The following is a 26,568-nucleotide window of genomic DNA, read 5'->3' on the forward strand; positions in this document are numbered from 1 at the left end:
AATAGCTTCTTAACTAACTGAAACTACCAAAAGTATCGACGTACTAATTTACTGCTGGTATGCGATGAATTTGCCCGACTCCTCCCATCCTGGTCGTCGCTGGATAGTTCGGCATTAAATACCATCGTGGTATTTAACGCCTCCCAAACCGGGAGAATACATGTTTAAATCGAGCTTATCTTCAGGTTAAAAAAGAAAACCCAGGACAAGCCTGGGTTTTTCTTTTTGAATTTGGAAGATTCGATAGATTCTCCAATATATCAATAAGTTAAGTATTCAATTAAGCACTTCTAAGCACAGCCTAACGTGACGATAATTCGACAATCTCTACCAACAATAACACTTTACTTCTTTGTATATAAAAAACACTACTTCTTCAACTTACCTGTACATACTTCAATTTCAATTTGACCTGAATTAGTGTCTAGAATTAGTGCATCATTATTTATTTTAAAATCTTCTATAAAATCAAGGCTGATATTCCACATACACCTAAAGTTAAGATCATAGAAGCAAGCTCCAATCTCAAATAGGACTATTATGCCAACATCATTAAAAGGGATTATTTCAGATATATAGAAATCAAGATCTGCCTCTCCCAACAAGCGACCAAAATCATCTAATTGAAAAAGTTTTTTATCTAACCCGATAAATATGCGTTTATCTGTTTCAAATACAACGACAGGAGGAAAATAAGCGTCATTAAAATATTTTAGACCAATAGTAAAGTTATCAAATTTTACTATTGAATAATTAGATATCGACTCATCTTGAGATGATAATTCATTTAAGCTCTCACTCTTTAATCTTTTTAAATAATCCAAGCGACTTAGCCTTCTCTCTATTTTGAACATCGTATAATTCCTTTATTCTTTGAATTTAGATTACTTTTTTAATCCACTTTTTAATATAACAGTAATTAGCTGATCTCCATCCAAAATAGATTCAACCTTTAAATGTCCTTTTTTTCCTGATATTAAGCTTTCTCTAAGCACTCGACCATTTGGTAAATCTGACTTAGAAATATTTGTAGGGTCTTTTAGAACATTTAAATTAAAGATTTATACGTCGTCTTTCTTTAAGAGAAGCAGCTGTCTTTTTAATATTAATTCTACCATCTAAATTTAGCACACTCTGAATATTACCTTTTTTGTTAAAAACCTCTAAGTGAATCTTATGTAATCCATCTAAGTATAAATAGTCATCTTTTTTTAAGATATCAAATCCCGAAATTTTGTCTGTAACTTTCATATATAGACTGACCTTGTATGGTCTGAGACGTTTTAGTTTTTGTATTTTTAAGTATAGAACCAAAAGAACTCGAAAAAAATTCATTCATGTTCGATACTGTTTAGTTGTTTTTCCGGCGGAACTAATTAAAATATCAACTCCCTTTCCTACCGAGTACTTCCCTTATATGAGAATAATTTATTGATTATGAATTTAAATATTCATCATATAGATCAGTATTTTGAACAAAGGTGTCAATTTCTTCAACTAAATTAGAAAAATGAGTTACGATATCAAGTGCATTCGCACGCATTCTTATAAGAGGCTCAATTGTTTCTACAGATTTTCCACGATCCAATAAATTTAAAAGCTGAATTATCTCATCATTAAAGCAATTTATATCTTCGTATAAATCAGCCTTTGAAGTTTCAATTTCATCCTCTATAGCAGACATCTTTAAACTTTTAACTTTCGACAATAATTCAAGCTGAGCTAATACTTTATATGCATTTTTAATATTTATTTCCATTATATTTTCCTTACATTATATATTTATACGTCGCCCTTCTTTAAGTGCAGTAGCCGTCTTCTTAATATTAATTGTACCGTCCAAATTCAAAACACACAAAACCTGACCAGTGCCACTAAAAACTTCAAGATGGTTCTTATGTAACCCATCTAAGTAGAAGTAATTTCCCTTAATCAAATTTTTAATACCAGAGACTTTGTCAGTCACTTTATATATAGACTGGCCTTGTATGGTCTGAGACGTTTTAGTTGTTGTATTTTTTATTATTCGGTTCCAGGTGCCTTTTCGTTGGGCATGCGTAAAGAAAAAGCTCCTGGAACGACTCCTAAAAAAATACTTGAAATCTTATTTTTCTTTTATTTTTGATATTATCTCTTTGAGAATATACTCCCACTTATTTCTAATCATATAATTCTCTCTAAGGCTAACACCTTCATATCGACTAGACGGGAAAAGCCAAAATAACGAAGATGAGATTGCTCCGTAGTTTTCTGTATATTGAATATTTTTAAAATTGACTTGATCTTTTTTAGAGTAGATTCGAATGTCGTAATCACCTTCATATGTCCAATATGACGGAATAACTCCAAGAGTTAAAGCGCTAAATACAAGACCATACATTCCAGTCCCACTGCCATGGAAATAGAATGGAGAGAGAACCCTGACATCTACATAGTAATCTGTATCGAATTCTATAGGATGCTCTCTATCAAATTCCTCTATCGACGTATATCTTGTAGCTATTTTATCAAAATTTTCCTCAACATCACATTTTACAAAATTGAATAAATTGATCTTTTTAACAACATCACATTCGTAACTATTTTTCACAGTACTCTTAATAAACCAGTTCTTATTATCCCAGGAGCTTTGATCACTAACATCATGTAATTTAACAAAACGAAAAGTTACTGAACTTTTAACTTGTTCGATGCCTGTTAAATCAACAGACTTATATTCATCACCAGTATAGATAGTCGCACAACTTAAAAGTATTTGAGAAAGTAATGAGAGAATTATCAAACGCATTATTTATTATAGCGCAGATATGAAAATGTTCACTAAATTTTATTTTGATCAAAAGAGATAGGTTTGGGTTAGGTGATATGCGATGGATTTGCCCGACTCCTCCCATCCTGGTCGTCGCTGGATAGTTCGGCATTAAATACCATCGTGGTATTTAACGCCTCCCAAACCGGGAGAATACATGTTTAAATCGAGCTTATCTTCAGGTTAAAAAAGAAAACCCAGGACAAGCCTGGGTTTTTCTTTTTGAATTTGGAGGACGAGACCGGATTTGAACCGGTGAAAAACAGTTTTGCAAACTGCCCTATTAGACCACTCTAGCACCCGTCCGCAGAATGATTTTAGATTTCCTATAATATGGATATTTTTTAATAAGTCAATTTAAATGCTTAAAAATATTGACCTGCCACTAATGCGGCAGGCCTATACTTAAGTATTAAAAAAACAGGATGCGTGGCCGTTAAGCTTCGCGGATAACGTACTTGTCTTTACCCTCATCAACCATTTCTCTTAGTTCTTTACCAACTTTGAAAAATGGAACCTTTTTTGGTGGTACTTTTACTACCTTACCAGTCTTTGGGTTACGACCTTCGTACGCTTTATAATTACGGTTTGCGAAAGATCCGAAACCTCTGATTTCGATTCTTTCATCATTGAATAAAGCATTGATCATGTCATCAAAACAAATATTAACAACAGTCTCGGCCTGCTTGTGCGTTACATTTGCTTGCTTTTCGATTGCTGCAATTAAATCTGCTTTTGTCATTTTAATCTCCTCTCGATATGAGAACTCTTTCGAGCACAAACTCAATCCTATGATTTTTAGTTACTTCACTTATCGTCCAAGTCGCTAAAAACATTAGGAATATTTATTGTGCCACAAAAACTTTACTATCATTATACACTAGATTTTATTTCCCAATAGTATAACTACTTAAAATTACGTTTATTTTCACACAATTTCAATGAAATGTAAGAAATTAACCTAAAATTAAAGAAGTCAACGAAAACTGGCGATTAAGTAAGTAGAAAATTAAGGAAATAGGCCAATGAAGGTAATATATTTAATTGTATTCTTATTTATCACATCTTCCTGTGTTCCACAGGTTGCGCGTCCAGATGGATTCTTTGACGACATCAATAATATCGATACTTGTGAAGATCTATTCTTTCTTCTAAACGAAGGAAATGTATGTGCAAGTTCATGTGGTGAAGGAGAAGTCGTTGCAGACGAAGCACAATTAGAAGAAATCCTGGCCGACGAAAGTCTTGATGACTTTACTCGTGAAAATATTGAGGCCTCTGCTGGTGTTTGTATCACAGCACCAGAAGTGATTGCCCGTCCAAGTGACTCTGTTTTTATTGATGACGATTTTTGTATTTGTAAGAATCAAAAAGTTGCCTCGGTAACAAGTGGTGCCTCTTGTGCAGCAACTTGCCAAGAGAAGACGGCCACTGTCGCTACCCTATATGGAACGGTAACTGTTGGGCCAAAAATTAAAGACGACACTAACCTACAAAATCTTTTTGGTTTTTGTAATAACTCGATTGATAACGGTGCTCAAAACCCACCATCTTGTCAGTTAGTTGCCACAGATATCGATGGACGCCGCTATACGGCCGACCTTAAAACATATCAGGGAACAAATATTTTTGAAGCAAACCTTGAGGCCACAACAGTAAATTTTGGCGAAGCTTATACTTTCCATATTGAAGAAACTGGAAGTGGTGTTGAGAATGCAAAAAGTGATTACGAGCAGTTTAAGTTATTTGAGCCAGGTGATGATGACGAGTACGAAGGTAACCTTAAGATCAAGCTTATCTCACAATACACTTGTATGATTCGTGCGACGGCCACAAGCTCAAATTACGATCCAAGCGATCAGATCTATCTTGATACTGTGAGAAAGCACTTCTACATGCCTGTTGACTACCCGACTCCTTATCTTCCGCCGGGTGTTTCAGATACTATCTTTTGTCACGACTATATTAAGACAGGGCAAAATGATGATGCTCCACAATTTCCACGTCTAGAGTTAGTGCCAGATCACTTTTCTCTGTGGGATGTAAATGATGTGCGCTTTATTGCAGACGGAGAAAATCGCAAGGTTGATTTCCTAATCAAAGATCGCATGATTGAAATGGGGGCCAACGTAAGCGGGACAAAATCGTACTTTGCACCTCTTGAAACTTGTGTGGCACCGAATGTTAGCGTTGAGGACGGAGGCTTCCCAGAGGCCTGTTCAGGAGCTGAATCAGGGCTAATTCAATCAGGGCTTGCTATGATTCCATTCTTTACTGACAATAGTGGGCGCGCAATTTGTCCAGGCTACACTGAGTACAACTCATCTAATATTGAATTCAAGGCCCTTGGAGAGATTATTGGAACTCCAACAGAAGGCCTATACTTTGCCAAAGGTCCACGTGAAGTAATTGATCTTGGTGATGGAAATAAGCAAGAGATTAAGCCTGCTGATGTTATGTTTATTAGAGAAGGTCAGCTAAAGAAGATCTGGTTTCATTTAACAAATGATGGAATCCACTACAAACCAACGAGCGATACACAATCGCAACCAACATACTTCTACTGGCCAGCGGACGAAGATGCGCCATACGTACAAAAACGAGGGTATCAGAAGCTTTATCAAGTGATGCACTCAAGTGAGCTTGCAAGCAGTGGTTACACAACATCAATTCCTACAACAATCAAGCCTCTTGATCGTAAGATGGGTTGTATTCCTGTAACGAGTGGTAACTAAAGCTAGAGAACTCTTTTAATGAAAACATCAACGCTTGGATCTAAGTAGTCTTTATAGATAAAATAAAGAACACCTGCTTTTAGGCCCGTTGAAAAAACAAAGAAGATTAGCGACTTTACGTAGCGAAAAACAAAGAACTCGTCTTTCTTAATAAATGCACGTTTAAGAAAAAAGCTAAGAATAAATAGGAATATAACAACTCCTAGAGCAAGCTTTAAAACATCCTTATCCTGTGTTAACTCGAATAAGTAGAGTAAGGCCTTATCATCTTTTACAATCCCTACAGCAAAGTTTACAAGCTTATCGCTATTAACAAAGAATTGCATGATTGGGTTTTGCGTGGCATTTTCGCGAATCATTTGGGCAACTTGAGCGTCAGGGACATTTTTAAATTGTGCATTAATCATCTTAATTGCACGTCTCATCATCTCAGGGTCGGCCTTACCATTTTTTAGACCGAGACCTTGTGTTGGCATATTTACGACATTAACGGCCTGGCCACCATTATTTTTGATTTCTTGGTTAAGAGTCTCAATTGACTCTTGAAGGTTTTCGATATCTTGAGAAGAAGTAGTCTTATCACGACTATCGTAATCTTCATCACCATACGCAAAAACCCCATGTGTACTAAGAAGTACACACAGGGCAATTAAGTATTTAATAAAATTTAATTTTGAATTAAGCGTTTGCATCTGCAGTTTTCGCCTGCTCCCCTCTAAATCTATCAAATAGAAGTACAACTGGTGCTGCAACGAAGTTAGATGAGTAAGTACCAACAACAACACCAAGAGTGATTGCCATAAAGAAATCACGGATTGCAAGACCACCTACGAAGAACATTGTTGCTGATACGAAAAGTGTCGTACCAGAAGTAAGGATTGTTCTTGAAAGTGTTTCGTTAATTGCATTATTGATGTGATCTTTGATATCACGTCCAACAAACTTTGCTTCATGCTCACGTACACGGTCATAAACGATAACGGTATCGTTAACTGAGTAACCGATAACGGCAAGGATTGCAGCAACAGTCTGCAGAGTAAACTCTGTTCCAGTTAGAGCAAATACACCTAGAATGATTGTTACATCGTGGAAAAGAGCAACAATTGCACCTGGCGAGTATTTGAAATCGAAACGCAGACCAACGTAGATCATAATTGCAAGTAGTGCCCAAAGCATTGCTAGGAAACCAGATTTTCTAAGCTCAGCACCGGCCTTAGGACCAACGATATCAACTTTTCTGATCTCAACACCATCTTGTGCATACTTAGTCGTTAGTGTTTTTGAAACCTTTTCAGTAACTTCATTTAAGTTACCTTCGTTTGCACTAACTTTAAGAAGGTATTCATTCATTTGAGGCTCACCGATTGTTTGGATCGTTACCCCAGTGAAACCAGCTGACTTCATTTCACGACGAAGCTCATCTAGGTTTTCAGTTTTTTGGAACTTAACTTGAATCTCAGCACCACCACGGAAGTCTACCCCGTATTTCATTTTAGTACCGATAAGAACAAGTGAAGCAATAACTAGAATCGCAGAGATAAGACCTGCAATCCCGAATTTATTAACAAAATTGAATTTTGTATTACTTTTTATAATTTCAAACATCTTAAACTCCAATCCTTAAATGCTTAAGTCCTGCCCTTCTACTTTATTCATATAGAATTCAAAGAATAGCTTTGAAACAAAGTAAGAAGTGTAAACAGTTGCAAAAATACCAATTAATAATGTAACAGCGAAACCTCTAATTGGACCTGTACCAAAGTTCAGAAGACAGATACCAGCAAGAGCAGTCGTGATGTTTGCATCAATAATTGTCCAGAAAGCAGAGTTGAATCCGTTTTCAACAGCTTTATAAAAGCCGACATTATTTCGTATTTCCTCTCGAATACGCTCGTAAATAATGATGTTGGCATCAATTGCCATACCAACAGTAAGAGCGATCCCTGCAATACCAGGAAGAGTTAGAGTTGCACCAAGTCCAACAAGCATAGCTAAAACAATTAGAACGTTAAGAGCTAGAGTTGTAACGGCGAATACACCAGAAATTCTATAGTAAACAAGAATGAAACCAAATACTAGAATACAACCAATGATTGCAGCAAATCTAGCTTTATCAATTGAGTCAGCACCAAGTGATGGACCAACTGTTCTTTGCTCAAGGAAATCAAGTTGTACAGGAAGAGCACCGGCACGAAGAACAAGAGCTAAGTCTTTTGCTTCTTTAAGTTGCTCATTATAACTTTTTCCACCTAGAGAAATCGTCGCGCGTCCTCCAGCAATCTTACCGTTGATACGTGGAGCTGAGTAAACGTTACCATCTAGTGTAATGGCCATTAAACGTCCAACATTTTCACCAGTAACTTCAGCAAAAATCTTTGCACCACGAGACTTAAAGTTAAGTCCTACTTCTGGGTTGTTATTATTTTGTGGGTTGAATTGAACTCTAGCATCCTCAAGGTCTTCACCTGTCAGACGAGCAATTGATTCAATTAAGTATGGAACTAATTGAAGGATATCACCTTTTGCATTAGTTACTCTTTCAAATGCAAGAACATGTCCCTTTGGAAGATCAGAAGCTACGATTTCGTTTACCTTTGAAACGTAATCAGAAAATCTCTCACCTTTCTTATACTCAACGCCTTGCTCTTTTGCTTTTGATACCCAACCTTGAATTGTGATTGGAGCAATTTCAGAGTTTACCATTTTGAATTCTAGCTTAGCTGTTTTACCGATTAGCTCTTTTGCTCTTTCGATATCCTTAACACCTGGAAGCTGAACAACGATGCGGTCCTTACCTTGAGAGATAATCTCTGGCTCAGTTACACCAAATTCATCAATACGGTTACGAATAACTTCGATCGATCTTTTTACAGATTGATCTTCGATATCAGTCTTAACTTTCTTAGTTAGGGCAACAGAGATTGTACTACCAGTATCTTTAGTTACTCTTAGAAAACCATTGTATTGGTCATGAATAATATCCTTTAAAGTCTCAACATCAGTAGTTGAACCTAGGATAATTTCTTGGCGTGGATCTAGCTCATCAGATGAGTCTAGGTCACCAATTTCAAAACCGTTACCAGTTTTGTCCTTGAAGCTAAATTCTAAACGGCGCGCGTATCCTTTAACCTCGTCTTTGTAGACCTTTTTGAAGTCAATTCCTAAGATCATGTACAGACCACCTTGAAGGTCTAGTCCTAAGTTGATCTTAGACTTAACTGGAAAATTGTCAGTTTCTTTAAAATTAAATGCAGTAGGTACAATCGAAATACCTGAAATGATCGCTACGATAAGTAGAAATACGAAGCGATACCACCAGCCTCTTCTCATTAGATTCTCCTAATCCTTGGGTTTCTTTTGGTTTTCTCGAATAATAGAGTTAAATAAACTACAAAAATTATATGAGATTAACTACTTAAAAACAATATTAAGAGAATATTAATTTCAAAAACTTACGATTGCTTCGTTTTTTCCGACTTAATTGCTTGGTCTTTTTCTTCTTCAGAATTATTAGAATTCTTAATTTCGGCATCACCTTGCGCTGCAACGCTAGCTTCCGGTGACTCTGTGATTTGTGATGCCACAGATTCCTCTTTGTGAGAATTGGTCTCTGCAGCATCATTGACGTGATCCATTAAATCATCTTTGGCCTTTTGAAACTCGCGAAGTCCTTTTCCTAAACCTTTTGCCAGTTCAGGTAATTTTTTGGGTCCGATAAAAATCAGAGCAAAAACTAAAACAATAAGTAATTCACCAGCACCAAAGCCACCAAACATAATTACGCCTCTTTTTTATTAGAAAGGATACTTTCTTCAAGTCCACCAAGTTGTGAACGTAAGATTTTAATACGTGTACCTTCAGCAATTTCAAGGTCCACAACTTTTTCAGTCATCCCTACGATTGTACCAAAGATTCCTGATTTTGTGTAAACACGGTTACCTTTTTCAAGTGTATCAAGCATTTTCTTTTCTTCTTCCATTTGTTTCTTTTGTGGTCTGAAAACAAGGAAATAAAAAATAGCAACAACAGCAATAATTGGAACAAAGTTCATCGCTGAATTAGCTGGAGCCGCAGCACCACCTTGAGCATAAGCATTAGATATAAAAAGTTGTAACATTTGTTTCTCCTAACTTTTATTTTAATTTATTGGCCTGAGGCCCATTTTCGTGAAGTGTATCTGTTATAAAATTCTTTGTAATAATCGTCAAACCTATCCGCTAGAATTGCTTCTCGTGCATCTTGAGTCATCTTAATCATGAAATAAAGATTGTGATAAGTGATCAGGTTACCAGAAAGAAACTCTCCAGTTGTATATAGGTGTCTAATGTATGAACGTGAATACGTTTTACAAACTTTGCAATCACAACTTGGATCAGGCGGAAGTGTATCCTCTCTAAAACGAAGATTCTTAATATTAAGAGGTCCATCGTGTGTTAGAAATTGTCCATTACGTGCATTCCTTGTTGGAAGAACACAGTCAAACATATCAATACCGGCGCGAATCCCATTAAGAATATCAAGAGGCTTTCCAACACCCATTAAGTATCTTGGTTTTTGATCTGGCATTGTGTGAACAAAGTCATTTAGGAAATCAACCATCTCTTCATTCTTCTCACCAACAGAAAGTCCACCAAGAGCAAGTCCTGGAAAGTCCATTTCTTCTAAACGCTGCATACATTCCGTACGAAGATCTTTATGAAGTCCACCTTGAACAATACCAAATAGTTTTTGATAATCGCGAAGCTTGTAATCGATACAACGCTTGGCCCATCTAAGTGTCAACTCCATACTCTCGCGAAGAGTTTCTTTTGTTGCAGGAAGTTTTGGACACTCATCAAATGCCATAACAATATCAGAGCCTAGGCCCTTTTGAATCTCCATACTTTTTTCAGGAGAGATTAAGTGTTTTGAACCATCAATATGTGAAGAGAAAGTTACACCTTCTTCAGTAATTTTATTAATGTCTGAAAGAGAAAATACTTGGAAGCCACCAGAGTCAGTTAGAATTGGACGATCCCAATTCATAAACCCATGAAGTCCTCCACCAACTTTTTCAATAAGCTCATGCCCAGGTCTTAGGTATAAGTGATAAGTATTTCCAAGAATAATTTGAGCATTCATCTCATAAAGATCTTCTTGCCACATACACTTTACAGATGCACGAGTTCCAACAGGCATAAAGATAGGTGTTTTAATTTCACCATGCTCAGTTGTAATTGTTGTTGCGCGGGCCTTACCGCTATATCCTTCAACTTTAATCATATTCTCTTACCTTAAAATTAACATCGCATCACCATATGAAAAGAAACGATATCCCTCTTTAACTGCAATATTATAAATCTCTAATGTTTTCTCACGGCCAATTAGCGCACTCACAAGCATAAGTAGCGTTGATTTTGGTAAGTGAAAATTTGTCACTAAACCATCAATACTCTTCACATCAACACCAGGGTGCAAGAAGATTGAAGTATCCTTCATCTCTCCTGGAGTATAGTCATCCACTCCATTTTGCCAAATCGTTTCAAGAGTTCTTAAACTCGTTGTCCCAACAGCAAAACGCTTTTTTGCATTTTTTATTTTTTCGAAATTCACCTTATCAACAAAGTAATTTTCAGAGTGCATTTTATGATCTTCGAGATTATCAACCTTGACTGGCGCAAAAGTTCCAAGCCCGACATGTAAAGTTACCTTCGCAATGTCATGTCCTTGTCCCTTGATCTGCTCTAATAGTTCATCCGAAAAGTGAAGCCCTGCTGTTGGAGCAGCAACACTTCCAAGCTCATTTGCAAAAACCGTTTGATAATCTTTCTTATCTTGATCATCCGACTCTCCCCCGCGAATATAAGGAGGAATTGGAACGAGTGCATTTGCATTTAAGTAATCAATTAGATCATTTCCAACAATAGATGGCGCAATTAAGAACTCACCTTCAATATTGTCGACAATTGAAATTGTCAGTCCATTAGCGAAGATATATTTATCACCGTCCTTCTTTTTTCCACGGGCCTTAACAAGGGCGCGGTAATATCCGGCCTCATTAGGCTCAACTGTTAAAAAGAAAACCTCTGCATTTCCACCACTTTCTTTGTGACCTTTTAGACGACAAGGAAATACCTTGCTCTGATTAAGAACCAAAGTTGTCTCACTTGGGAGAAAATTAATCAGTTCATTAAATTTATGATGTGAGATTGTATCAGTTTCACAGTTGTAAACTAATAGTCTTGAGTGATGACGTCCTTCAATTGGGCGCTCCGCAATCTGCTCTTTAGGCAAGTCGTAGTCGTACGACGATAGCTGTAAATCCACATTATTTAATTGATTCATAGGTCCCGATAGTAGCGTGAAATTAGGTAATCGTCATCATGTAAGTTTTTCAAATCACAACTTTCTTATATTCAAATGTAAAGAAAACTGCAAAAACTTACAAAAAGCAAAAGAGAGGGAAATTTGAAGTTAAATCTTACAAAAATCGCATTATTTTCAGCGCTAATTTCAACAAATTCGATGGCCATTAATAAAGTTATTTATGGAAACGATAATAGAGTTGATGTGCACGAATCAAATAAAGGTTTTCTAGTTGATAGTGTTGCGGCAATGGTTCCAGGTTACGCTTTTTTAAAAGACGAAAAAGGAAAAGTTGCTGACACAAAGCTTCTAAGATTTCCTACTTTAAAATATCATAGAGGTTACCCTACATGTGGTGACATGAGATTTAGAGACCAGCCAACGATTGCAAGTTGTAGTGGATTCTTAATTGGAAAGAATCTTCTTATGACGGCCGGACACTGTATGATCTCTGGTGGAACAGAAGTTTCTGACCAAGTGACATCAAAGTGTAGAGATAATAAATGGGTATTCAATTATAACTCAACATCAGTAAACAAAGATGGACAATTAGAAATTAAAAAGAGTGACGTCTATAGTTGTAAGCGCGTTGTAGCGGCATCTTACACAGGTTCCCTAGACTACGCAGTCGTTGAACTTGAGCGTGAAGCGACAGATAAAAAGCCTCTAACTCTAAACATGTCAACAAATGCAACAGCAAAAGGTACAGATATTTATGTGGCCGGCTACCCTACTGGACTTCCTCTTAAGGTTGCAGATGGTGCCAAGGTTATCTCAAACCCAATTTACAGCAAAGAGATCATCACTGACCTCGATACATTTGCAGGTAACTCGGGATCTCCTGTTTTAAATAAGAAAGATGAGGTAATTGGAATTTTAGTTGCTGGTGAAATCGATTATGCCTTTGATTTTGACAAAGGTTGCTATAAAGTAAACGTATGTAAGAAGCAAGGTGGAAAGTGTGAACGTCAATCGTCTCCGCTTGGAGGCACTGGTGAAACTGTTACAAAAGTTGTCTCTGCTTATACTGATTACAAATTAAAAGAAGCTTTAGGGCCTTATATCTTTGAAGAAGGCGCTAAGAGCGAAGAAGAAGTGGAAGAAGTCATTGAAGAATACGAAGACGAATATTAAAGCTAGAATCACTAAAGAAGAAATCAACTCTTTCGAGATGATTGATTACACGGGCCAGATTCATCTAATTGATACAGAACAAAAGGCCCAAGATATTTCAAAAAGATTTCAAGAATTAAATCAAAAATACAATTGCACGGGCCTTGATACTGAATCGAGGCCTTCTTTTAAAAAAACCGATAATTTCCGAATAAGCCTTATTCAAGTTTCATTTGAAGATGAGTGCTTCCTTTTTCGTTTGAATAAGATCCAATGCCCAGACTACTTAGTAGATTACTTAGAGGACGAAAAGCTTATTAAGACAGGTGTTGCCGTTAAAGACGATTGTCGTGATCTTAAAAAGCAATACCATATCAATGCCAAAGGTGTTGTTGATGTTCAGGATCTCGCCAAGGCCCAAGGCTATATCACTCTTGGCCTGCAATCCCTTACAGGAATTCTTTTAGAGAAGAAGATTTCAAAGAAAGCAAAGCTTACAAATTGGGAAAATAACAAACTAACCGATGCCCAGATTCGCTATGCTGCAACTGACGCCTGGATTTCATTAAAGCTTTATCAGGCCCTAGAAGCCAAATAAGAATTTCTTTTCATAATCTTTCATCAAAGATTCATGATTTTTGATCATGATAGATCGTATGAAAGTCCTAAGGATATTGATTATATTGTTTTTCGCTTCTGGCGTTTATGCACAAAAATCAAAAAATCAGAGCGGTGCATATCGAATGGATAGCTTTGGAACAACTAATCCCTATGAAGAAGCAGCTATTCCTGATGATCGAAAAATTCGCCAACCTTCCTCTGAAGAAATCTATAAGTACAAGTATGAACTTGAACAAAATCCCAAGTGGCAGGATATCGAAGAGAATTGTGGGGATCGATGCATCTACCCAGACTCTCGTGGTAAATAATTTCAGCAACTTAAACTAGGTAAATTATTTCCTAAATAAATTCAAACTCATTCATTCTATAATTTAACCAGAATGAATGTTATTAAGTGCGCAATAATATTAACATTCCTTGGCCTTACTCTTACCTCTTGTTCAGGAGGCGCAGAGGGTGCATCGGGAATTCAAGCAGCTCCTGTTGGTCAGGCGGCACCTACTGCTATCTCAACAGCACAAGCTGTCATTACAGGTGCTCTACCTCAAAATTCACCGGTCATTTCTTGGACCAATCCAGCAAGTTTAGATCATATTGAATACGCACTCGGTACTTCTGCAGGTGGTACAGAGCATACGGCATGGACGGACATTGGAGTTGTCACAAATTACACTCACACGGCGCTGGTAGGTTTAACACAATGCCAAGCTTACTACCCTTCTGTGCGCGCAGTAAGTGTGACAGCGCAAATCTCAACAACACTAACAAGCACAAGTTTCTACTGGGACAACAGCGCTCCTACAGGTTTAGGTGTGCCAGATGTTTCTGCAGATGATGCTACAGCAGGGTCATCAACGACGACAACATGGGTAGCAGCGACAGATAATTGCGTTCTTGATCACTACGAGATTGCAATTGGAACAACTGCTGGTGCAACTGATGTACAAACTTGGATCGATATTGGAAATGTCACATCCTATAAAATTCAAGATGGCGTAAATGGTGCAAGCTTCACTCTTACTGAAGCAACAAATTATTATATAACTTTAAAGGCGGTCGATGAGGCCGGTTTTGAAATAATTCAAAACTCAGCAGCATTCCAAGTTTTTAATCCGGCCACATCGTTACCAAATATGGTAGCGCGCTTAGATGCGAGTGATCTTAGTTCAATCTTAGATAGCGGCGGGCTTGATGCTTCAAATGGTGCCTTCAATGGTTCAGTTGAAGACTGGCTTGATACATCTGCAAGTGCCAACACTCATCACTTCTATCAAAATGGCGCTGCTCCAACTTTTGACGGAGTTGATAATCATGTTGTCTTTAATGGAACAAACCAGTACCTGACTGTTGCAAATCATGCGGAATTAAATACGGCCACTACTGATCAAAGAAATATCACAGCGTCTATTGAGACTTCGGCCGATATTACAAGCCTACAAATTATCTACGAAGAAGGCGGGGCCAGTCGTGGGATGAATATCTATATTCAAAGTGGAAATCTCTACTGTGGATTTTGGAATATTAACGATGACGGTGATGGCAGCCAGGCCTTCACTTCTGTCAGCGCGCCAATAGCAACAAATACCATTTACCACGTTACATGGGTATTTGATTACACCAACTATGCTGGTGCGGCCGGGCCTGATGGTGACCTTACTTGCTATGTCAACGGAAGTTCAATTGGATCAACAACATCAACTTCCCTTTTATACGCACACTCAGGGGCCATCTCCCTTGGTTCATACCTTAGTGATAGCTACACTCACACTGGCAACCTAAGTGGAAATGGCGGCTATTTTAATGGTGACGTCATGGAACTAATGCTCTTTAACGATCCCCCAGATGCAGCAACAGTGAACACAATTCATACATATCTTGAAGATAAGTGGAACTAGGCTAGCTCAAATCATAATCATCTGATATAAATTCCTCATGAATTTAAGTGTATTTGATATCTACTCAATCGGTATTGGGCCAAGTAGTTCCCATACGGTAGGGCCTATGAGGGCCGCTAAAGAATTTATGGATAAGCTCATCTCAATGGGCCTCTACAATGAGACACAAGTTGTCTCAACTGCACTCTATGGATCTCTTGCCTTAACAGGAAAAGGTCACGGTACAGACAAGGCCGTCATCCTAGGGCTTAGTGGTTATACGCCTGAAGATATCTGCCCTGATCAAATTGATCGCATCCTAGATCTTGCCCACGGTAAAGAAGAACTTACATTCTTTGAGGGCAAAGAAAACGCGAAAACAATCTCATATATTCCACGAGAACATATCTTATTTCACCGCAAGCAAACGCTAGACTTCCATTCAAATGGAATGTGCTTTCAAGCGATTGATAAAGATGGAAAAGAGCTATTCAAAAAAATCTATTATTCAATCGGTGGTGGCTTTATTGTTGCTGAAGGTGAAAATAATGACGGCGATATTTTTTCTCAGCACACTAGCAAGGTTAAGTATCCATTCACTTGTGGTGATGAATTACTAGAGACAGCAAACAAGAATGAGATTTCGATTTGTGAGCTAATAAAGACAAACGAAACAACATGGCGAAGTGAAGAAGAGATTAACAAAGGTCTGCTAGAGATATGGCAGGCAATGGATAATTGTATCAATAGGGGCCTTAAGGCTGAAGGACAACTTCCCGGTGGCCTAAAAGTAAATAAACGCGCAAAGAAATTACATGAAGCGCTCTTAAAGAAAGATTGCGAAAAGAATCTTGATCCTCTAACGATTATGGACTGGGTAAATCTCTTTGCGATTTCAGTAAATGAAGAAAATGCCTCTGGTGGAAAAGTTGTGACGGCCCCAACAAATGGAGCGGCCGGAATTATTCCTGCAGTTATTAAATACTATCTTAAATTTGTTAAGGATGCCTCAATTGAAAAAGTCGTGGACTTCCTTTTAGTCGCAGGCTGTGTTGGTATTCTTTATAAAAAGAACGCATCGATTTCAGGTGCTGAAGTTGGATGCCAGGGTGAAGTTGGCGTTGCTTGTTCAATGGCCGCAGCAGGTCTTGCACAAGTTCTAGGCGGAACAAACGAGCAGATCGAAAACGCAGCAGAAATTGCAATGGAGCACAACCTAGGACTGACTTGTGACCCTATTGGCGGCCTTGTGCAAATTCCATGTATCGAGAGAAATGCCATGGGTGCTGTCAAAGCAATCAATGCAGCTAGAATGGCCATGCGTGGAGACGGAAGTCACTACGTGAGTCTTGATAAGGTTATCAAAACCATGAAAGAAACTGGCGCCGATATGCAGACGAAGTACAAGGAAACAAGTCGTGGTGGACTCGCTGTTAACGTCACAGAGTGTTAATTCAGCTAGTTAGACACGCTACTTCTTTCACACGTCAAGATAAACACTTTCATTTTAGTGACTCACATCATACAAAGACCTACTTTTACATAGGAAATTTGGGAGAGAGTCATGAAAAAGATCTTAATTCCTCTAATGCTACTTACTCTGTTTACAGGTTGTAAGGAAGTTAAAGAGGCCATCAAAATGCCACAAAAAATGGATAAACTTGGTGAGACGACTGACGGTATGAGTGATACAACATCACAGCTATACTCACAGCTTCGTTCGGCACAGTCTTCAGTTGAAAGACGTGATGCTTTCGCACTTATCCTTAATGATAATATCGAAATGGGTCAAAAGCTTACAAATGCTGCAAAATTCTTTATGGCATTCGAGTACAACCTTTATACGGGAATTAAGCCTTACGATAACTTAGAAATTCGTGACATGCTTTTCTATGATGCAGTTGAAGAATTTTATAAGAATATGGCCTCTGTTTATGAAACAGATATTAAGGGTGAATTCAACGTTAAAAAAGCAATGAAGAAAGGTAAGATGACTCCTATCCATACCGGAAAGTGGTCACTTAAAAAACGTAACTATGAGCAATCTTTCTATGCTGTAGCTGCGGCCCTTCACAAGGTTCACCACCGTCAAACATTCAATGCAAAAAATAATGGTTTTGCAGAAATGTCGATGTACACACTTATGAAAGATGCACTTATCAAAGACTCTCAAGGTGCAACTCTAAGTAAGTCAGAGGAATATATCGTTGCAGGTCACAACCGTGAAATCTCAATTGCTCTTTTAAAAGCACGTATTGATATCATCCTTGCACTTGCAATCAATGATTCAATGGATGCCGATGAAGCTTCATTTTGGCCAGGACTTCTTCACGTTGTATCAGGTGGAAAACTAGGAAAGCTAGAACTTCCTTCAACTTTTGAAACGTCAAATGCAGCAACGATGCATGAAGCGAATAAGAAGATCGAAGAAGCACTTAAGTGTTATGACTTCCTTCTATCAATTGGTGTTAAGCACGAGATCGATAAGAAAGTTAAAAATATCTTCGATAACGTTGATCTTCCAGAGCTAGATAATATCCAAGCTCAAAATGATAATATTCAAGAGTACAGAGAATATATTCATCAAATTCAAAAAATCGATTAATTCAAATAAAAGAAAAGGCCTCCTTTGAGGCCTTTTTTATTTTTTAAGATATGCTCTACTAATTATATCCCTCATCGCTTTCTTACACTCAGGCTCACTTGACTCTCCTAATGTATTAAAAAGCTCACTCTTATCCTTATCATTTTTTATTAAGTCTGAATCTAGAATAGATGCAATAGACCGTCCCTTACATTCCTTTGCGGCCAATAAAAGATTATTACTAAGAGTATGATCTTCGATTTTATACTCATTATTCTTTAAGAGATAAGTTAGAAACTTCTGGCTATTCATAACCACCATAAAGTTTAATAAACTTCCTGGGTGACATTTCTTGTCTTCATTTAATTGACAGATATAACTATCATATTCAGAAATCTTACTAGGAAGAAGATGAAGGATAATATCCTTTCGATCAAATCTTGTCGCAAATTCAAAAATGACCTTTTCATTCAGCCATTGGTACTGCTTATCATCAGGCATTCCACTATCATAATATTTAATAAACTTACTCGAATCTTTATCTTTTAAAAGTGTTATGAATTTAGCTTCTTTAATAAATCCAAATCCAGAATGAACGATATATGAATTATAGTTTATGTGATTAAAGCTTGAGATAAAATAGAAAAGTAAAACAGCACCTATCCCAAGACTTGATGTGAGCTTTAAGTTAAGGATCAGCTGCTTCTTTAAACTTGTTTGTAATAAGCGAAACTTCTTATGCTCATTATATGGCCTATCATCTTTATAAACTCTTACAAAAGTATGAATGATAAAAAGGCATAAAAATAGTGGAAAAATCCAAATTGCACTATCCTCAGAAATAACAACACCTAGGAGAAGCAGAGAAATCCCAATAAATATAACATTTAGAACTAAAAAAGGAATATTAGTTAAAGAAATAAGAGGATTTCTAAAAAGTCGATTAAATTGATGTCGCTCTTGAAAGGCAAAAGTTCTTACATTAAATGAATTAGCAAAAAAAATGAATAAAAGCATAGTAGATAATATAACCTTTTCATCATTCATATCGTTTTGAGAAGAATTTAATAAAAGAAAATCGGCCATGTAAAGACCTGCTATGATGCTATAAAAATAAGAGAAGAAAAATCCAAAAGCTTGAAGCAACATTTTGTGAAACAGACTAATTGGAAGAGTTAAATTATATAGACTCCCGGTCAATTTATAAGGCGATCTAATGGTCTGAGAGCGACTCTTATTTAAAACAATCGAAATAAAAATAACTGAAAATGCAGTAATTGGTAGAATATTTAGTTCAAATTTTGAATAAACAATCCAAGATAAAAATAGACAAAGAAGAAAGAATAGAGTTTTAAGAAAAAAGACATTCTTATTCTCTTTGATATTATTAACAATAAGATTTCCAAGAACACTATGCTGCTTCATAATCGACAATCCCATGAGACCTAATTGTAAGAACTCTATTACTGTTTAATGTCGTATCTTCAGGTATATTTGTTGCCATCACAACACTTCGCCCAGATGCACACTCTTTTGATAAAAGCTCACCTAACAACTTACGTGCCTTTCGATCAAGAACGGCAGTTATCTCATCAATTAGGATAAGAGGTGTACCAGATGCGATGGCCGCAATGATTTGAACACGAACCTTCATTCCAGTAGAAAGCTCATGGATACACTTATCTCGATCGAGCTCAAAATCAGCGAGGAGACTTTTTTCTTTTTCGATATCATAATCAGGATAAAGAATTTGGTAATTATCTAAAATGAAACCAACACGAGAGTTTTCATCAAAATCAAAATCATGTGAGCTAAAGAACATTTTCTTAAAGATCTTTGAACGATTATGCGTTGGGGCCATATCAAAAACATTAACATGACCATTTAGCGGATTATATACACCTAGAACAAGATTGATAAGAGTACTTTTACCTGAACCATTCTTTCCAAGTAAAATGACAAATTCACCGGCGCCAACTTTTAAGGAAACATTCTTAAAAATAACTTCGCCATCAGGGAAAGTATAATCCAAATTCTTAAGCTCAACTAATGGACTATTTGAATTAGCGCCCATATCCCCTCCATTCAATTATAAATAATAATTGTACAGGTGGTTCAAGCAGATACAAAAATCAACTAATTAGCGTGAATAGACTTCCTCAAATTATAGGCAGTCTATTTCTTAAAGTGGTCAAGAAAGGCCTGAGGCGCCTTGGCAAGCTTTCGCTCTTCATAGTCAAAGAAGACTAGTCCATTTTTAGCGTAAGCAATAAGACGATCACCACAAGTGAACTTATATAGAAGGTCATAGCCGTATTCACTAATATCTTCGACAAACATTTCAACTTCTAAAATGTCTCCGTGAAAAGCTTCTCCGCGGTACATGTAAGCAGCGTCAGCTTGAATGAGAGACTTCCCAAAACAATTTAGTTCATCATGGCCAAGGGACTTTAGAAAACGCAGACGTCCTTCATGACAAAGTGTTGCCACAGCATCATTTCCCATATGATTTCCATAATTGACGAAGTTAATTGTTAGCTCGATTTTTGTTTTAAAATCTGCTTCTCTTTGAGGTGTCGATAATTTTATACGTGCCATGGATAAATTTTAACTAATTAAACTTACTCACACAAGATATAAGAATTCATTATTGGGCCGAGGAGATATTGAGGCCTTTCTTGTTAGATAAGAATTTTACTAATAATTCGTGTCTGTTATTAACAACCATTGCCTTAATAAGGATATCGTCATTGAGCCATCTAAAATCGCGATCTAAAGGCATACCTTTATCATAGTAGGCTAAAAAATCATCAGGCCGATTCTTGATAAAAACAAAAGCATATACAGGTTTGGCCATATGAAAGTATGACAACAACTGTTGCGTATTTGCAGATGAATAGCGGATATACCTAAGCATCGAAAGACAAAAGAAAGAAATGATAAGAGATAAGCAGCAGATCATAAAACTTCTTTCGAACCATTTCTTTAAGGCCTTACTTGGAAAGAGTAACTCTCCGAATAGCTCCTCAGGTTTATTAGAGAATCGAAGTTGATAAATCAATAAAGATGCCACAAGGATGAAGCTTATATTTGGAATATAGGGAATATAATCAAATAAAATAATTAGGATTAAAATTGTAAGGGAGATGAAAAAGAATAATGAAAATAGAGTAATTAATTTAAGAAGGCCTTTTAGAGAATATAACTCTCCAATTGCTAAATTACGTCTATAGAAACCCCATTGAGCCTTCATAAAACCCCTCTCAAGTTAGATTTTATCGTCACTCATGAAATCTTCTAAATACGCCTATTTACGCGACATTTGAGAGTTTCATACTTGAGGATATTGGCCAATTTAGTGGCCATATCCATAGAGCTTATTTGGAAAAGATTAGATCAACAGGAATCTACGAATCTTTAATCTCATTAAAGATATATTCCTTCGCGTAGCTTAGAAGTGCATCGTTTTCAAGAACATGATTGGACCATGCATGGAAGCCATGTGAAAATTCTTTGAATGTCACATCCACTCCTTCTCTAAGTAGCTTCTCATAGAACATTAAACTGTCATCATAGAGAACATCATACTTAGCGGCATAGATATAAGTCTTTGGTAATGATTCAAGTTCATCACTATAAAGTGGAAAGATCGCAGGGTCCTGCATATGAACTTCTCTATTTGAAATTGCATAATCCAAAAGTTTTAAGAGCATGGATTTCGATAATCCACTCTCTTCTCCACTTTCATACTTATTGGCCGAAGTTGTCTCAAAGTCACTTTGATAATGGCCTGTTAAAAGATGAAGGTCTGTAATTTTAAAGCTCTTATCACCCAAGTTGTTATTGGCCAAGCTAAGTAGAGTCGCAAGGTTTGCACCAGCAGAGACACCTGTTAGCGTAAAAGACGTCACTCCTTTTAGATGAAGATCATTTAAAAGAGCTAGGCACCAACTTGTAATCTCAGGAATACTCGACTCTGGAGATAATGGATAATCTGGGCAGATGATATACGAAGACTCATTATGTTCACTAAAGAGTGCTTGGCAGAATTGGGCACTTGTATACTCATGTCCTGTCACATAACCACCTGAGTGAAGATGGATCGTACAATGAGATTGCGGTTGGCCCCACACTAAACAGGTCTGGTTCAGGAGTTTTTGAGTTGAACAGCTCACGAGCTTCTTATACTCACCTTCAATAAGCTCCATGGCCCTTCTAAGCTCATCAAGGGTGATGCGAGAAAAGCGTTTAATGCCCACATCAAAGAATGACTGCATTGAAGAAAGTCGTTTCTGATGAATGAATTCAGTAATTGATTTAGACAATGTGTAACCCATTACATTTACACGGAAAAGTATTTATTAAATAAAGTATATAAATAAAATTCCGATAGTTAAAATTAGTAAAACTATTTTCGCTATTTTAATCAAATAAAGGTAACAAGGCCAATGAAAGCATTCTCTTTAATTGTATTGATCTGTACACTCATGGCCTCAAATAGTTTTTCTTATATCATTGTGGATAATGAAATCCATTCACCAACGCCTATTGACGATACTCAAGCAAAGCTCTTCAAAATTGATGACGATGGAATGGGCCCAATTATTCCGAAAGAAATTGAACAAAGTCGATTCCCCGCAAGCATTCCAACTGAAGATGAAAATGGTCATATTCAAGATAGTGACGAAAAATATAAGAGACCTTACAAGTAAAAAACTATCAATCAATATCCACAATAATTACATAAAAAATCCAAAGTACAGTTTCATAATCAAACCAAAGAGCTAATAGAGCTATAACACAAAAAAGAGGTAAGATATGAAACTAATTCCCATGACTTTAATTGTTGTCCTACTGACTACGCCAGCGTTTGCACGTAAAGATAAGCAGAAGAAAATGTCTGAGAAGTCAGAAACTCATCAAATGATGAAAAAAGATAAGAAAGCAAAAATGAAGCATGACAGAGATCGTATGCCTGCTTCAAAAGAACGTAAGAAAGGTGTCTCGTTAACTGATACTCACTTTCTCATATACGAATAAGAGTATTTTGATAGAGAGGAAAGAGGTTTAAAATGAAAGTCCTCACATATATCTTAATTACACTGACTCTCCTTGCATTCAGCATGGAGGTTTATGGTGAGCGCTATACGGCCATTATAGATGAGAACGACCCATCTGTTCAGAGGCTGATTCACGGTGAAGAAGAGCAGCGCGCAAGTCAAGAACGTAATCAGTCACGTGAAGAGAAAATGGAAGAAAAGAAAATGGAGCGTACACCTGCTTCGCAAGATCAGGGTCAAGATCAAGATGAATATAGAGTGAATGAATACATGGAAAGACATGCCAGACCTCCTCTATTTGATCGTAAGTACAAATAAGATATTGAATTTACTTCAGTATCTTATTTTTTACAATTATATTGCACACAATATAATTTTGTAATATATAATACTCATATAAACTAATCCCCAGGAGATTATGTATGAGCATCTATGATTATAAAGCAGTTGATATTAGAGGAAATGAAAGATCTCTATCTGAATTTAAAGGAAAGAGTCTCCTTATTGTAAATACAGCAAGTAAATGTGGCTTTACACCTCAATATGAAGGACTACAAAAGCTCTATGATAAGTACCAAGGTAAGCTAGAGATCTTGGCCTTCCCATGTAACCAATTTGGAAAACAAGAGCCAGGAAGCTCAGAAGATATTCAGTCGTTTTGCGACTTAACATTTAAAACTTCGTTTCCACTTTTTGAAAAAATTGATGTTAATGGAGACAACACTCACCCACTTTACCAATATCTTAAAGACGAGTTACCAGGTCTATTGGGCAGTAAGAAAATCAAGTGGAATTTCACAAAATTTCTCGTTGATAGTGAAGGGCATCCAATAAAAAGATATGCCCCAATTGATAAGCCTGAAAGCTTAGAGAAAGATATTGAAAAGAGTTTCAAGTAATGAGTGAAGACATTCTATTAATCGACAATCAAGTATGTTTTAGTCTCTACAGACTGAGTAAGTTAATTACAAGTCAGTATAGGCCATATCTTGAAGAGATTAACCTCACCTACCCACAATACCTTGTCATGCTTGCCTTATGGGAAAATGACAAGATGAATATGTCTCAACTAGGTGAAAAGCTTTCCCTTGATAACGGGACTTTAACTCCATTAATTAAGCGCCTTATTGAAAAAGGAATGGTTGAGAAGAAACGTTGTCTTGAGGATGAAAGAATTGTCTACATTACAACCACGACAAGTGGGAAGAAATTAAAGAAAAAAGCAAAAACAATCCCGCAGAAGCTTCTATGTTCAAATAATGTTGATCTAAAAGAGATCCAAAAACTTAAAGCTGAAGCGGATAAGATATATAACCAGTGGAGCACACATGAAGAATGAAGAAATTATAAAAGCACTTAATTGGCGTTATGCTACAAAGATTTTTGATAAAACAAAGAAAATTTCAGATGAGGATTTACATGTATTAAATGAATCTTTAAGGCTTGCGGCCAGCTCATTTGGCCTACAACCTTGGAAGTTTATTTTAGTAAACGATCAGGAAACACGCGAAAAATTAAGAGAGCATTCTTGGGGACAATCTCAAGTAACTGATGCTTCTCACTATGTTGTACTTGCTTACCTAACAGAGCTAGACGAGGAATACGTTGAAAAATTTGTCCAATCAATTGCTCAGCAAAGAAATGTTGAACGTGAAAGTTTACAGGGCTACTTTGATGTCATGAAAGGTGCCCTTATTGATGGGCCTCGCTCAAAAACGATTCCAGAGTGGTCACAACGCCAAACTTATATTGCCATGGGACAGCTTCTAATGACAGCAGCGATTCAAGGAATTGATACTTGCGCTATCGAAGGGATTGTTCCTGAAGAGTACGACAAAATCTTAGGTCTTGAAGGTACAAAGTACAAAACTCTTGGAACTGTGGCCCTTGGTTACAGGTCAGATGAGGACAAGTACAAGGATCTTGAAAAAGTCCGCTTTAGCTTCGATGAAGTATTTAAAGTAATCTAATTGTTATCTAATAACTAGCGGTCAATTCAATTGACCGCTTTTTTATGTTATGCTGACATCATGATTATCGCCCCAGTTCTTATATTCTTTATTCTCCTATTTGGTTATTTCTTCTATAAGCACTATTCTCATAAAATACGAAGAAATCTTTTGAAAAAGAAATACGAGCAAAATCGATTATTTTGGGGTGACTTTCTTACATCGCAAACCTCTCTATTTAATGAGCTCACGAACTCAGAAAAAGATAAAATATTAAATTCAATCTTAGTTTTCTACAGTGAGAAAAAGTGGCACGAATCAATCGAAGAAGAGCAACGTATTCTGACTTCATACTACGCCTGTCTACCAATCTTTAAAAGAAAGACAAATTTCTACCCAGGCATAAAGTCCATCGATAGTGCGTGGCCCTTTGAAAAATGGTTGAAGTTCAATGAAAAGCAATTTGAAATTGATTTTGGAAAGCTTGCCTTAAAAGAGATGAATGGTGATTTTTCCAAGCTCTCTCTGATGTACTTTGAAAGAGCACCAGAGCTTGCGAGCTCAAGGCCTATGATCTACGAAAACCTTAACAAGTTTTACCGCTTTCACCTAAAAGACTAATAGAAGTCAGCATCATTTGAGCTATACGGGTGAATTCTCTTATAATTTTCTCCCTGCTCAATATGCGCCTTTATATTAATCAAGTTCCACTTAAAGGTATTGGTAACACTTCTCTTTGTTATAAAATTAAAGATCTGGTTCCAAAAAAAGTATTCAAATTTAGAGGGCGGACTCTCAAGCTCAAGACGGTCTATGTAGCCAGAGCGAAACGTTAGAGACGTCTTATTTTCATCAAGCTTCTTATAGAATTGCTCCACAAGAAACTCTCCCTTTTCATCGTAGTTCATAAAGTCCATAAACTCATTGAAGTTATAGGCCCTAATTTGCTTATAGTACTCTCCTTGAGCTTTCGTGACTTTGGTGGTCGTTTCATCCCAGAAAGTCCCCTTCTCGCTCTCTCGTCGATAACAGCGACGAGTAAAACCAATATCACTATCCTTTAAATTTGCATTCCAAGGACACTCAGAAATGGGGCAAGATACAATTTTGTAGAAATAAGTCGACCACTGGCGGGCATTTTCATTTTTAGAATTATAGTCCCACACCACATCAATAGGGGCCTCGATAACCACTGTATACTCAGCGTAATCAACGGGTTTCGTGTACTCTCGCGCAGCTGCGGTAGATGATAGTGCAAACAGCACAAATAGAAGAAAAACTCTCATATCATAAGCTTAAGGCACAATGCCACAGCGGGTCAATATCAAGCAAGATTTTTCGTTGCCAATTAAATTCTAAGTGATTAATATATCTAAAGAATTCAAGTGATTTCAATGTGCCTAGGTGGTGAAATTGGTAAACACGCACGGTTGAGGGCCGTGTGCCGCAAGGCTTGCTGGTTCAAGTCCAGTTCTAGG

General features: G+C 36.9%; 32 protein-coding genes and 2 tRNA genes. 15 read left to right on the forward strand and 19 right to left on the reverse strand.

The features are described from left to right. Positions 1-368: 368 nt before the first annotated feature. From ABMA72_RS02480 to ABMA72_RS02505, 6 genes are all read right to left on the reverse strand, one after another. Positions 369-854, reverse strand: a complete 486-nt coding sequence (locus ABMA72_RS02480; RefSeq protein WP_392860960.1) for a hypothetical protein — start codon at positions 852-854, stop codon at positions 369-371. Positions 855-1,053: 199 nt separating this feature from the next. Continuing rightward, positions 1,054-1,251 carry a hypothetical protein gene (locus ABMA72_RS02485; protein ID WP_393055902.1) on the reverse strand — a complete coding sequence of 66 codons (198 nt, stop codon included), beginning with the start codon at positions 1,249-1,251 and terminating at the stop codon, positions 1,054-1,056. A 184-nt stretch (positions 1,252-1,435) separates the two neighbouring features. After that, positions 1,436-1,759 carry a hypothetical protein gene (locus ABMA72_RS02490; protein ID WP_392860964.1) on the reverse strand — a complete coding sequence of 108 codons (324 nt, stop codon included), beginning with the start codon at positions 1,757-1,759 and terminating at the stop codon, positions 1,436-1,438. Between the two features lie 345 nt (positions 1,760-2,104). Then, complete coding sequence (locus tag ABMA72_RS02495; protein WP_392860966.1) at positions 2,105-2,788, reverse strand: hypothetical protein; 684 nt, start codon at positions 2,786-2,788, stop codon at positions 2,105-2,107. Between the two features lie 250 nt (positions 2,789-3,038). Further along, a tRNA-Cys gene (locus ABMA72_RS02500) sits at positions 3,039-3,115 on the reverse strand. Between the two features lie 130 nt (positions 3,116-3,245). Then, positions 3,246-3,551, reverse strand: coding sequence for an HU family DNA-binding protein (locus tag ABMA72_RS02505; protein ID WP_021266755.1), 306 nt, complete (start codon positions 3,549-3,551; stop codon positions 3,246-3,248). A gap of 283 nt (positions 3,552-3,834) precedes the next feature. On the opposite strand from ABMA72_RS02505, the gene ABMA72_RS02510 reads away from it, so the two are divergent. After that, positions 3,835-5,544 carry a hypothetical protein gene (locus ABMA72_RS02510; protein WP_392860967.1) on the forward strand — a complete coding sequence of 570 codons (1,710 nt, stop codon included), beginning with the start codon at positions 3,835-3,837 and terminating at the stop codon, positions 5,542-5,544. A gap of 2 nt (positions 5,545-5,546) precedes the next feature. Here ABMA72_RS02510 and ABMA72_RS02515 read toward each other — a convergent pair whose 3' ends face one another. The 7 genes from ABMA72_RS02515 to queA form a co-directional block, all read right to left on the reverse strand. Further along, complete coding sequence (locus ABMA72_RS02515; protein WP_392860969.1) at positions 5,547-6,236, reverse strand: hypothetical protein; 690 nt, start codon at positions 6,234-6,236, stop codon at positions 5,547-5,549. Then, on the reverse strand, positions 6,223-7,149 hold the full coding sequence (secF, locus tag ABMA72_RS02520; protein ID WP_392860970.1) for a protein translocase subunit SecF: 927 nt from the start codon (positions 7,147-7,149) through the stop codon (positions 6,223-6,225). The genes ABMA72_RS02515 and secF overlap by 14 nt, the downstream gene beginning before the upstream one ends. Positions 7,150-7,164: 15 nt before the next feature. Then, the gene (gene secD / locus ABMA72_RS02525) at positions 7,165-8,874 is read right to left on the reverse strand and encodes a protein translocase subunit SecD (protein WP_393055904.1); all 1,710 of its coding nucleotides are present in this window, start codon (positions 8,872-8,874) and stop codon (positions 7,165-7,167) included. Between the two features lie 122 nt (positions 8,875-8,996). After that, positions 8,997-9,320: a twin-arginine translocase TatA/TatE family subunit gene (locus tag ABMA72_RS02530; RefSeq protein WP_393055907.1), complete on the reverse strand. Its 324-nt coding sequence runs from the start codon at positions 9,318-9,320 to the stop codon at positions 8,997-8,999. Positions 9,321-9,322: 2 nt separating this feature from the next. After that, the gene (gene yajC, locus ABMA72_RS02535) at positions 9,323-9,661 is read right to left on the reverse strand and encodes a preprotein translocase subunit YajC (RefSeq protein ID WP_021267106.1); all 339 of its coding nucleotides are present in this window, start codon (positions 9,659-9,661) and stop codon (positions 9,323-9,325) included. Between the two features lie 26 nt (positions 9,662-9,687). Further along, positions 9,688-10,806, reverse strand: coding sequence for a tRNA guanosine(34) transglycosylase Tgt (gene tgt / locus ABMA72_RS02540; protein ID WP_392860975.1), 1,119 nt, complete (start codon positions 10,804-10,806; stop codon positions 9,688-9,690). A 6-nt stretch (positions 10,807-10,812) separates the two neighbouring features. Further along, entirely contained in the window at positions 10,813-11,868 is a 1,056-nt protein-coding gene (gene queA, locus ABMA72_RS02545) for a tRNA preQ1(34) S-adenosylmethionine ribosyltransferase-isomerase QueA (protein ID WP_393055910.1), read from the reverse strand. A gap of 123 nt (positions 11,869-11,991) precedes the next feature. On the opposite strand from queA, the gene ABMA72_RS02550 reads away from it, so the two are divergent. The 6 genes from ABMA72_RS02550 (at position 11,992) to ABMA72_RS02575 (ending at position 18,102) form a co-directional block, all read left to right on the forward strand. Continuing rightward, positions 11,992-13,023 carry a trypsin-like serine peptidase gene (locus ABMA72_RS02550; protein WP_393055913.1) on the forward strand — a complete coding sequence of 344 codons (1,032 nt, stop codon included), beginning with the start codon at positions 11,992-11,994 and terminating at the stop codon, positions 13,021-13,023. Next, a complete protein-coding gene (locus tag ABMA72_RS02555) occupies positions 12,998-13,600 on the forward strand; it encodes a 3'-5' exonuclease (protein WP_393055915.1) in 603 nt (200 codons plus the stop codon). The genes ABMA72_RS02550 and ABMA72_RS02555 overlap by 26 nt, the downstream gene beginning before the upstream one ends. A 76-nt stretch (positions 13,601-13,676) precedes the next feature. Next, a complete protein-coding gene (locus ABMA72_RS02560; protein ID WP_392860983.1) occupies positions 13,677-13,931 on the forward strand; it encodes a hypothetical protein in 255 nt (84 codons plus the stop codon). A gap of 72 nt (positions 13,932-14,003) precedes the next feature. Next, positions 14,004-15,518, forward strand: a complete 1,515-nt coding sequence (locus ABMA72_RS02565; protein ID WP_393055918.1) for a hypothetical protein — start codon at positions 14,004-14,006, stop codon at positions 15,516-15,518. Positions 15,519-15,555: 37 nt separating this feature from the next. After that, the gene (locus ABMA72_RS02570; protein ID WP_393055920.1) at positions 15,556-16,950 is read left to right on the forward strand and encodes an L-serine ammonia-lyase; all 1,395 of its coding nucleotides are present in this window, start codon (positions 15,556-15,558) and stop codon (positions 16,948-16,950) included. Positions 16,951-17,061: 111 nt separating this feature from the next. Then, entirely contained in the window at positions 17,062-18,102 is a 1,041-nt protein-coding gene (locus ABMA72_RS02575) for a hypothetical protein (RefSeq protein WP_392860988.1), read from the forward strand. 36 nt (positions 18,103-18,138) lie between these two features. On the opposite strand, the gene ABMA72_RS02580 is transcribed toward ABMA72_RS02575, so the two are convergent. From ABMA72_RS02580 to ABMA72_RS02600, 5 genes are all read right to left on the reverse strand, one after another. Beyond that, positions 18,139-19,506 carry a hypothetical protein gene (locus ABMA72_RS02580; protein ID WP_393055923.1) on the reverse strand — a complete coding sequence of 456 codons (1,368 nt, stop codon included), beginning with the start codon at positions 19,504-19,506 and terminating at the stop codon, positions 18,139-18,141. Beyond that, a complete protein-coding gene (locus tag ABMA72_RS02585) occupies positions 19,493-20,155 on the reverse strand; it encodes an ATP-binding cassette domain-containing protein (RefSeq protein ID WP_393055926.1) in 663 nt (220 codons plus the stop codon). The genes ABMA72_RS02580 and ABMA72_RS02585 overlap by 14 nt, the downstream gene beginning before the upstream one ends. A gap of 101 nt (positions 20,156-20,256) precedes the next feature. Next, positions 20,257-20,679, reverse strand: coding sequence for a thioesterase family protein (locus ABMA72_RS02590; protein WP_392860994.1), 423 nt, complete (start codon positions 20,677-20,679; stop codon positions 20,257-20,259). 49 nt (positions 20,680-20,728) lie between these two features. Beyond that, positions 20,729-21,334: a hypothetical protein gene (locus ABMA72_RS02595; RefSeq protein ID WP_392860996.1), complete on the reverse strand. Its 606-nt coding sequence runs from the start codon at positions 21,332-21,334 to the stop codon at positions 20,729-20,731. Between the two features lie 154 nt (positions 21,335-21,488). Next, positions 21,489-22,406, reverse strand: coding sequence for an alpha/beta hydrolase fold domain-containing protein (locus ABMA72_RS02600; protein WP_392860998.1), 918 nt, complete (start codon positions 22,404-22,406; stop codon positions 21,489-21,491). A 123-nt stretch (positions 22,407-22,529) separates the two neighbouring features. Here ABMA72_RS02600 and ABMA72_RS02605 point away from each other — a divergent pair, with 123 nt between their 5' ends. The 7 genes from ABMA72_RS02605 to ABMA72_RS02635 all read left to right on the forward strand — a co-directional run bounded on the left by ABMA72_RS02605 (position 22,530) and on the right by ABMA72_RS02635 (position 25,711). Next, entirely contained in the window at positions 22,530-22,793 is a 264-nt protein-coding gene (locus ABMA72_RS02605; protein WP_392861000.1) for a hypothetical protein, read from the forward strand. Between the two features lie 106 nt (positions 22,794-22,899). Then, a complete protein-coding gene (locus ABMA72_RS02610) occupies positions 22,900-23,121 on the forward strand; it encodes a hypothetical protein (protein ID WP_392861002.1) in 222 nt (73 codons plus the stop codon). A 32-nt stretch (positions 23,122-23,153) separates the two neighbouring features. Beyond that, a complete protein-coding gene (locus ABMA72_RS02615; protein ID WP_392861004.1) occupies positions 23,154-23,459 on the forward strand; it encodes a hypothetical protein in 306 nt (101 codons plus the stop codon). Between the two features lie 104 nt (positions 23,460-23,563). Beyond that, positions 23,564-24,040 (forward strand): glutathione peroxidase, encoded by a 477-nt coding sequence (locus ABMA72_RS02620; RefSeq protein WP_393055929.1) that lies wholly within the window; start codon positions 23,564-23,566, stop codon positions 24,038-24,040. Beyond that, positions 24,040-24,480: a MarR family winged helix-turn-helix transcriptional regulator gene (locus tag ABMA72_RS02625; protein ID WP_392861008.1), complete on the forward strand. Its 441-nt coding sequence runs from the start codon at positions 24,040-24,042 to the stop codon at positions 24,478-24,480. The genes ABMA72_RS02620 and ABMA72_RS02625 overlap by 1 nt, the downstream gene beginning before the upstream one ends. Continuing rightward, on the forward strand, positions 24,470-25,111 hold the full coding sequence (locus ABMA72_RS02630) for an NAD(P)H-dependent oxidoreductase (protein WP_392861010.1): 642 nt from the start codon (positions 24,470-24,472) through the stop codon (positions 25,109-25,111). The genes ABMA72_RS02625 and ABMA72_RS02630 overlap by 11 nt, the downstream gene beginning before the upstream one ends. A gap of 60 nt (positions 25,112-25,171) precedes the next feature. Next, positions 25,172-25,711, forward strand: a complete 540-nt coding sequence (locus ABMA72_RS02635) for a zinc-dependent peptidase (protein ID WP_393055932.1) — start codon at positions 25,172-25,174, stop codon at positions 25,709-25,711. On the opposite strand, the gene ABMA72_RS02640 is transcribed toward ABMA72_RS02635, so the two are convergent. Further along, on the reverse strand, positions 25,708-26,376 hold the full coding sequence (locus ABMA72_RS02640; protein ID WP_393055935.1) for a hypothetical protein: 669 nt from the start codon (positions 26,374-26,376) through the stop codon (positions 25,708-25,710). The two genes, ABMA72_RS02635 and ABMA72_RS02640, sit on opposite strands and share 4 nt — an antisense overlap. Before the next feature lie 112 nt (positions 26,377-26,488). Here ABMA72_RS02640 and ABMA72_RS02645 point away from each other — a divergent pair. Next, positions 26,489-26,568, forward strand: a tRNA-Leu gene (locus ABMA72_RS02645).

Origin of the sequence: Halobacteriovorax sp. CON-3 (assembly GCF_043196995.1) — a bacterium.
Taxonomy (GTDB): domain Bacteria; phylum Bdellovibrionota; class Bacteriovoracia; order Bacteriovoracales; family Bacteriovoracaceae; genus Halobacteriovorax_A.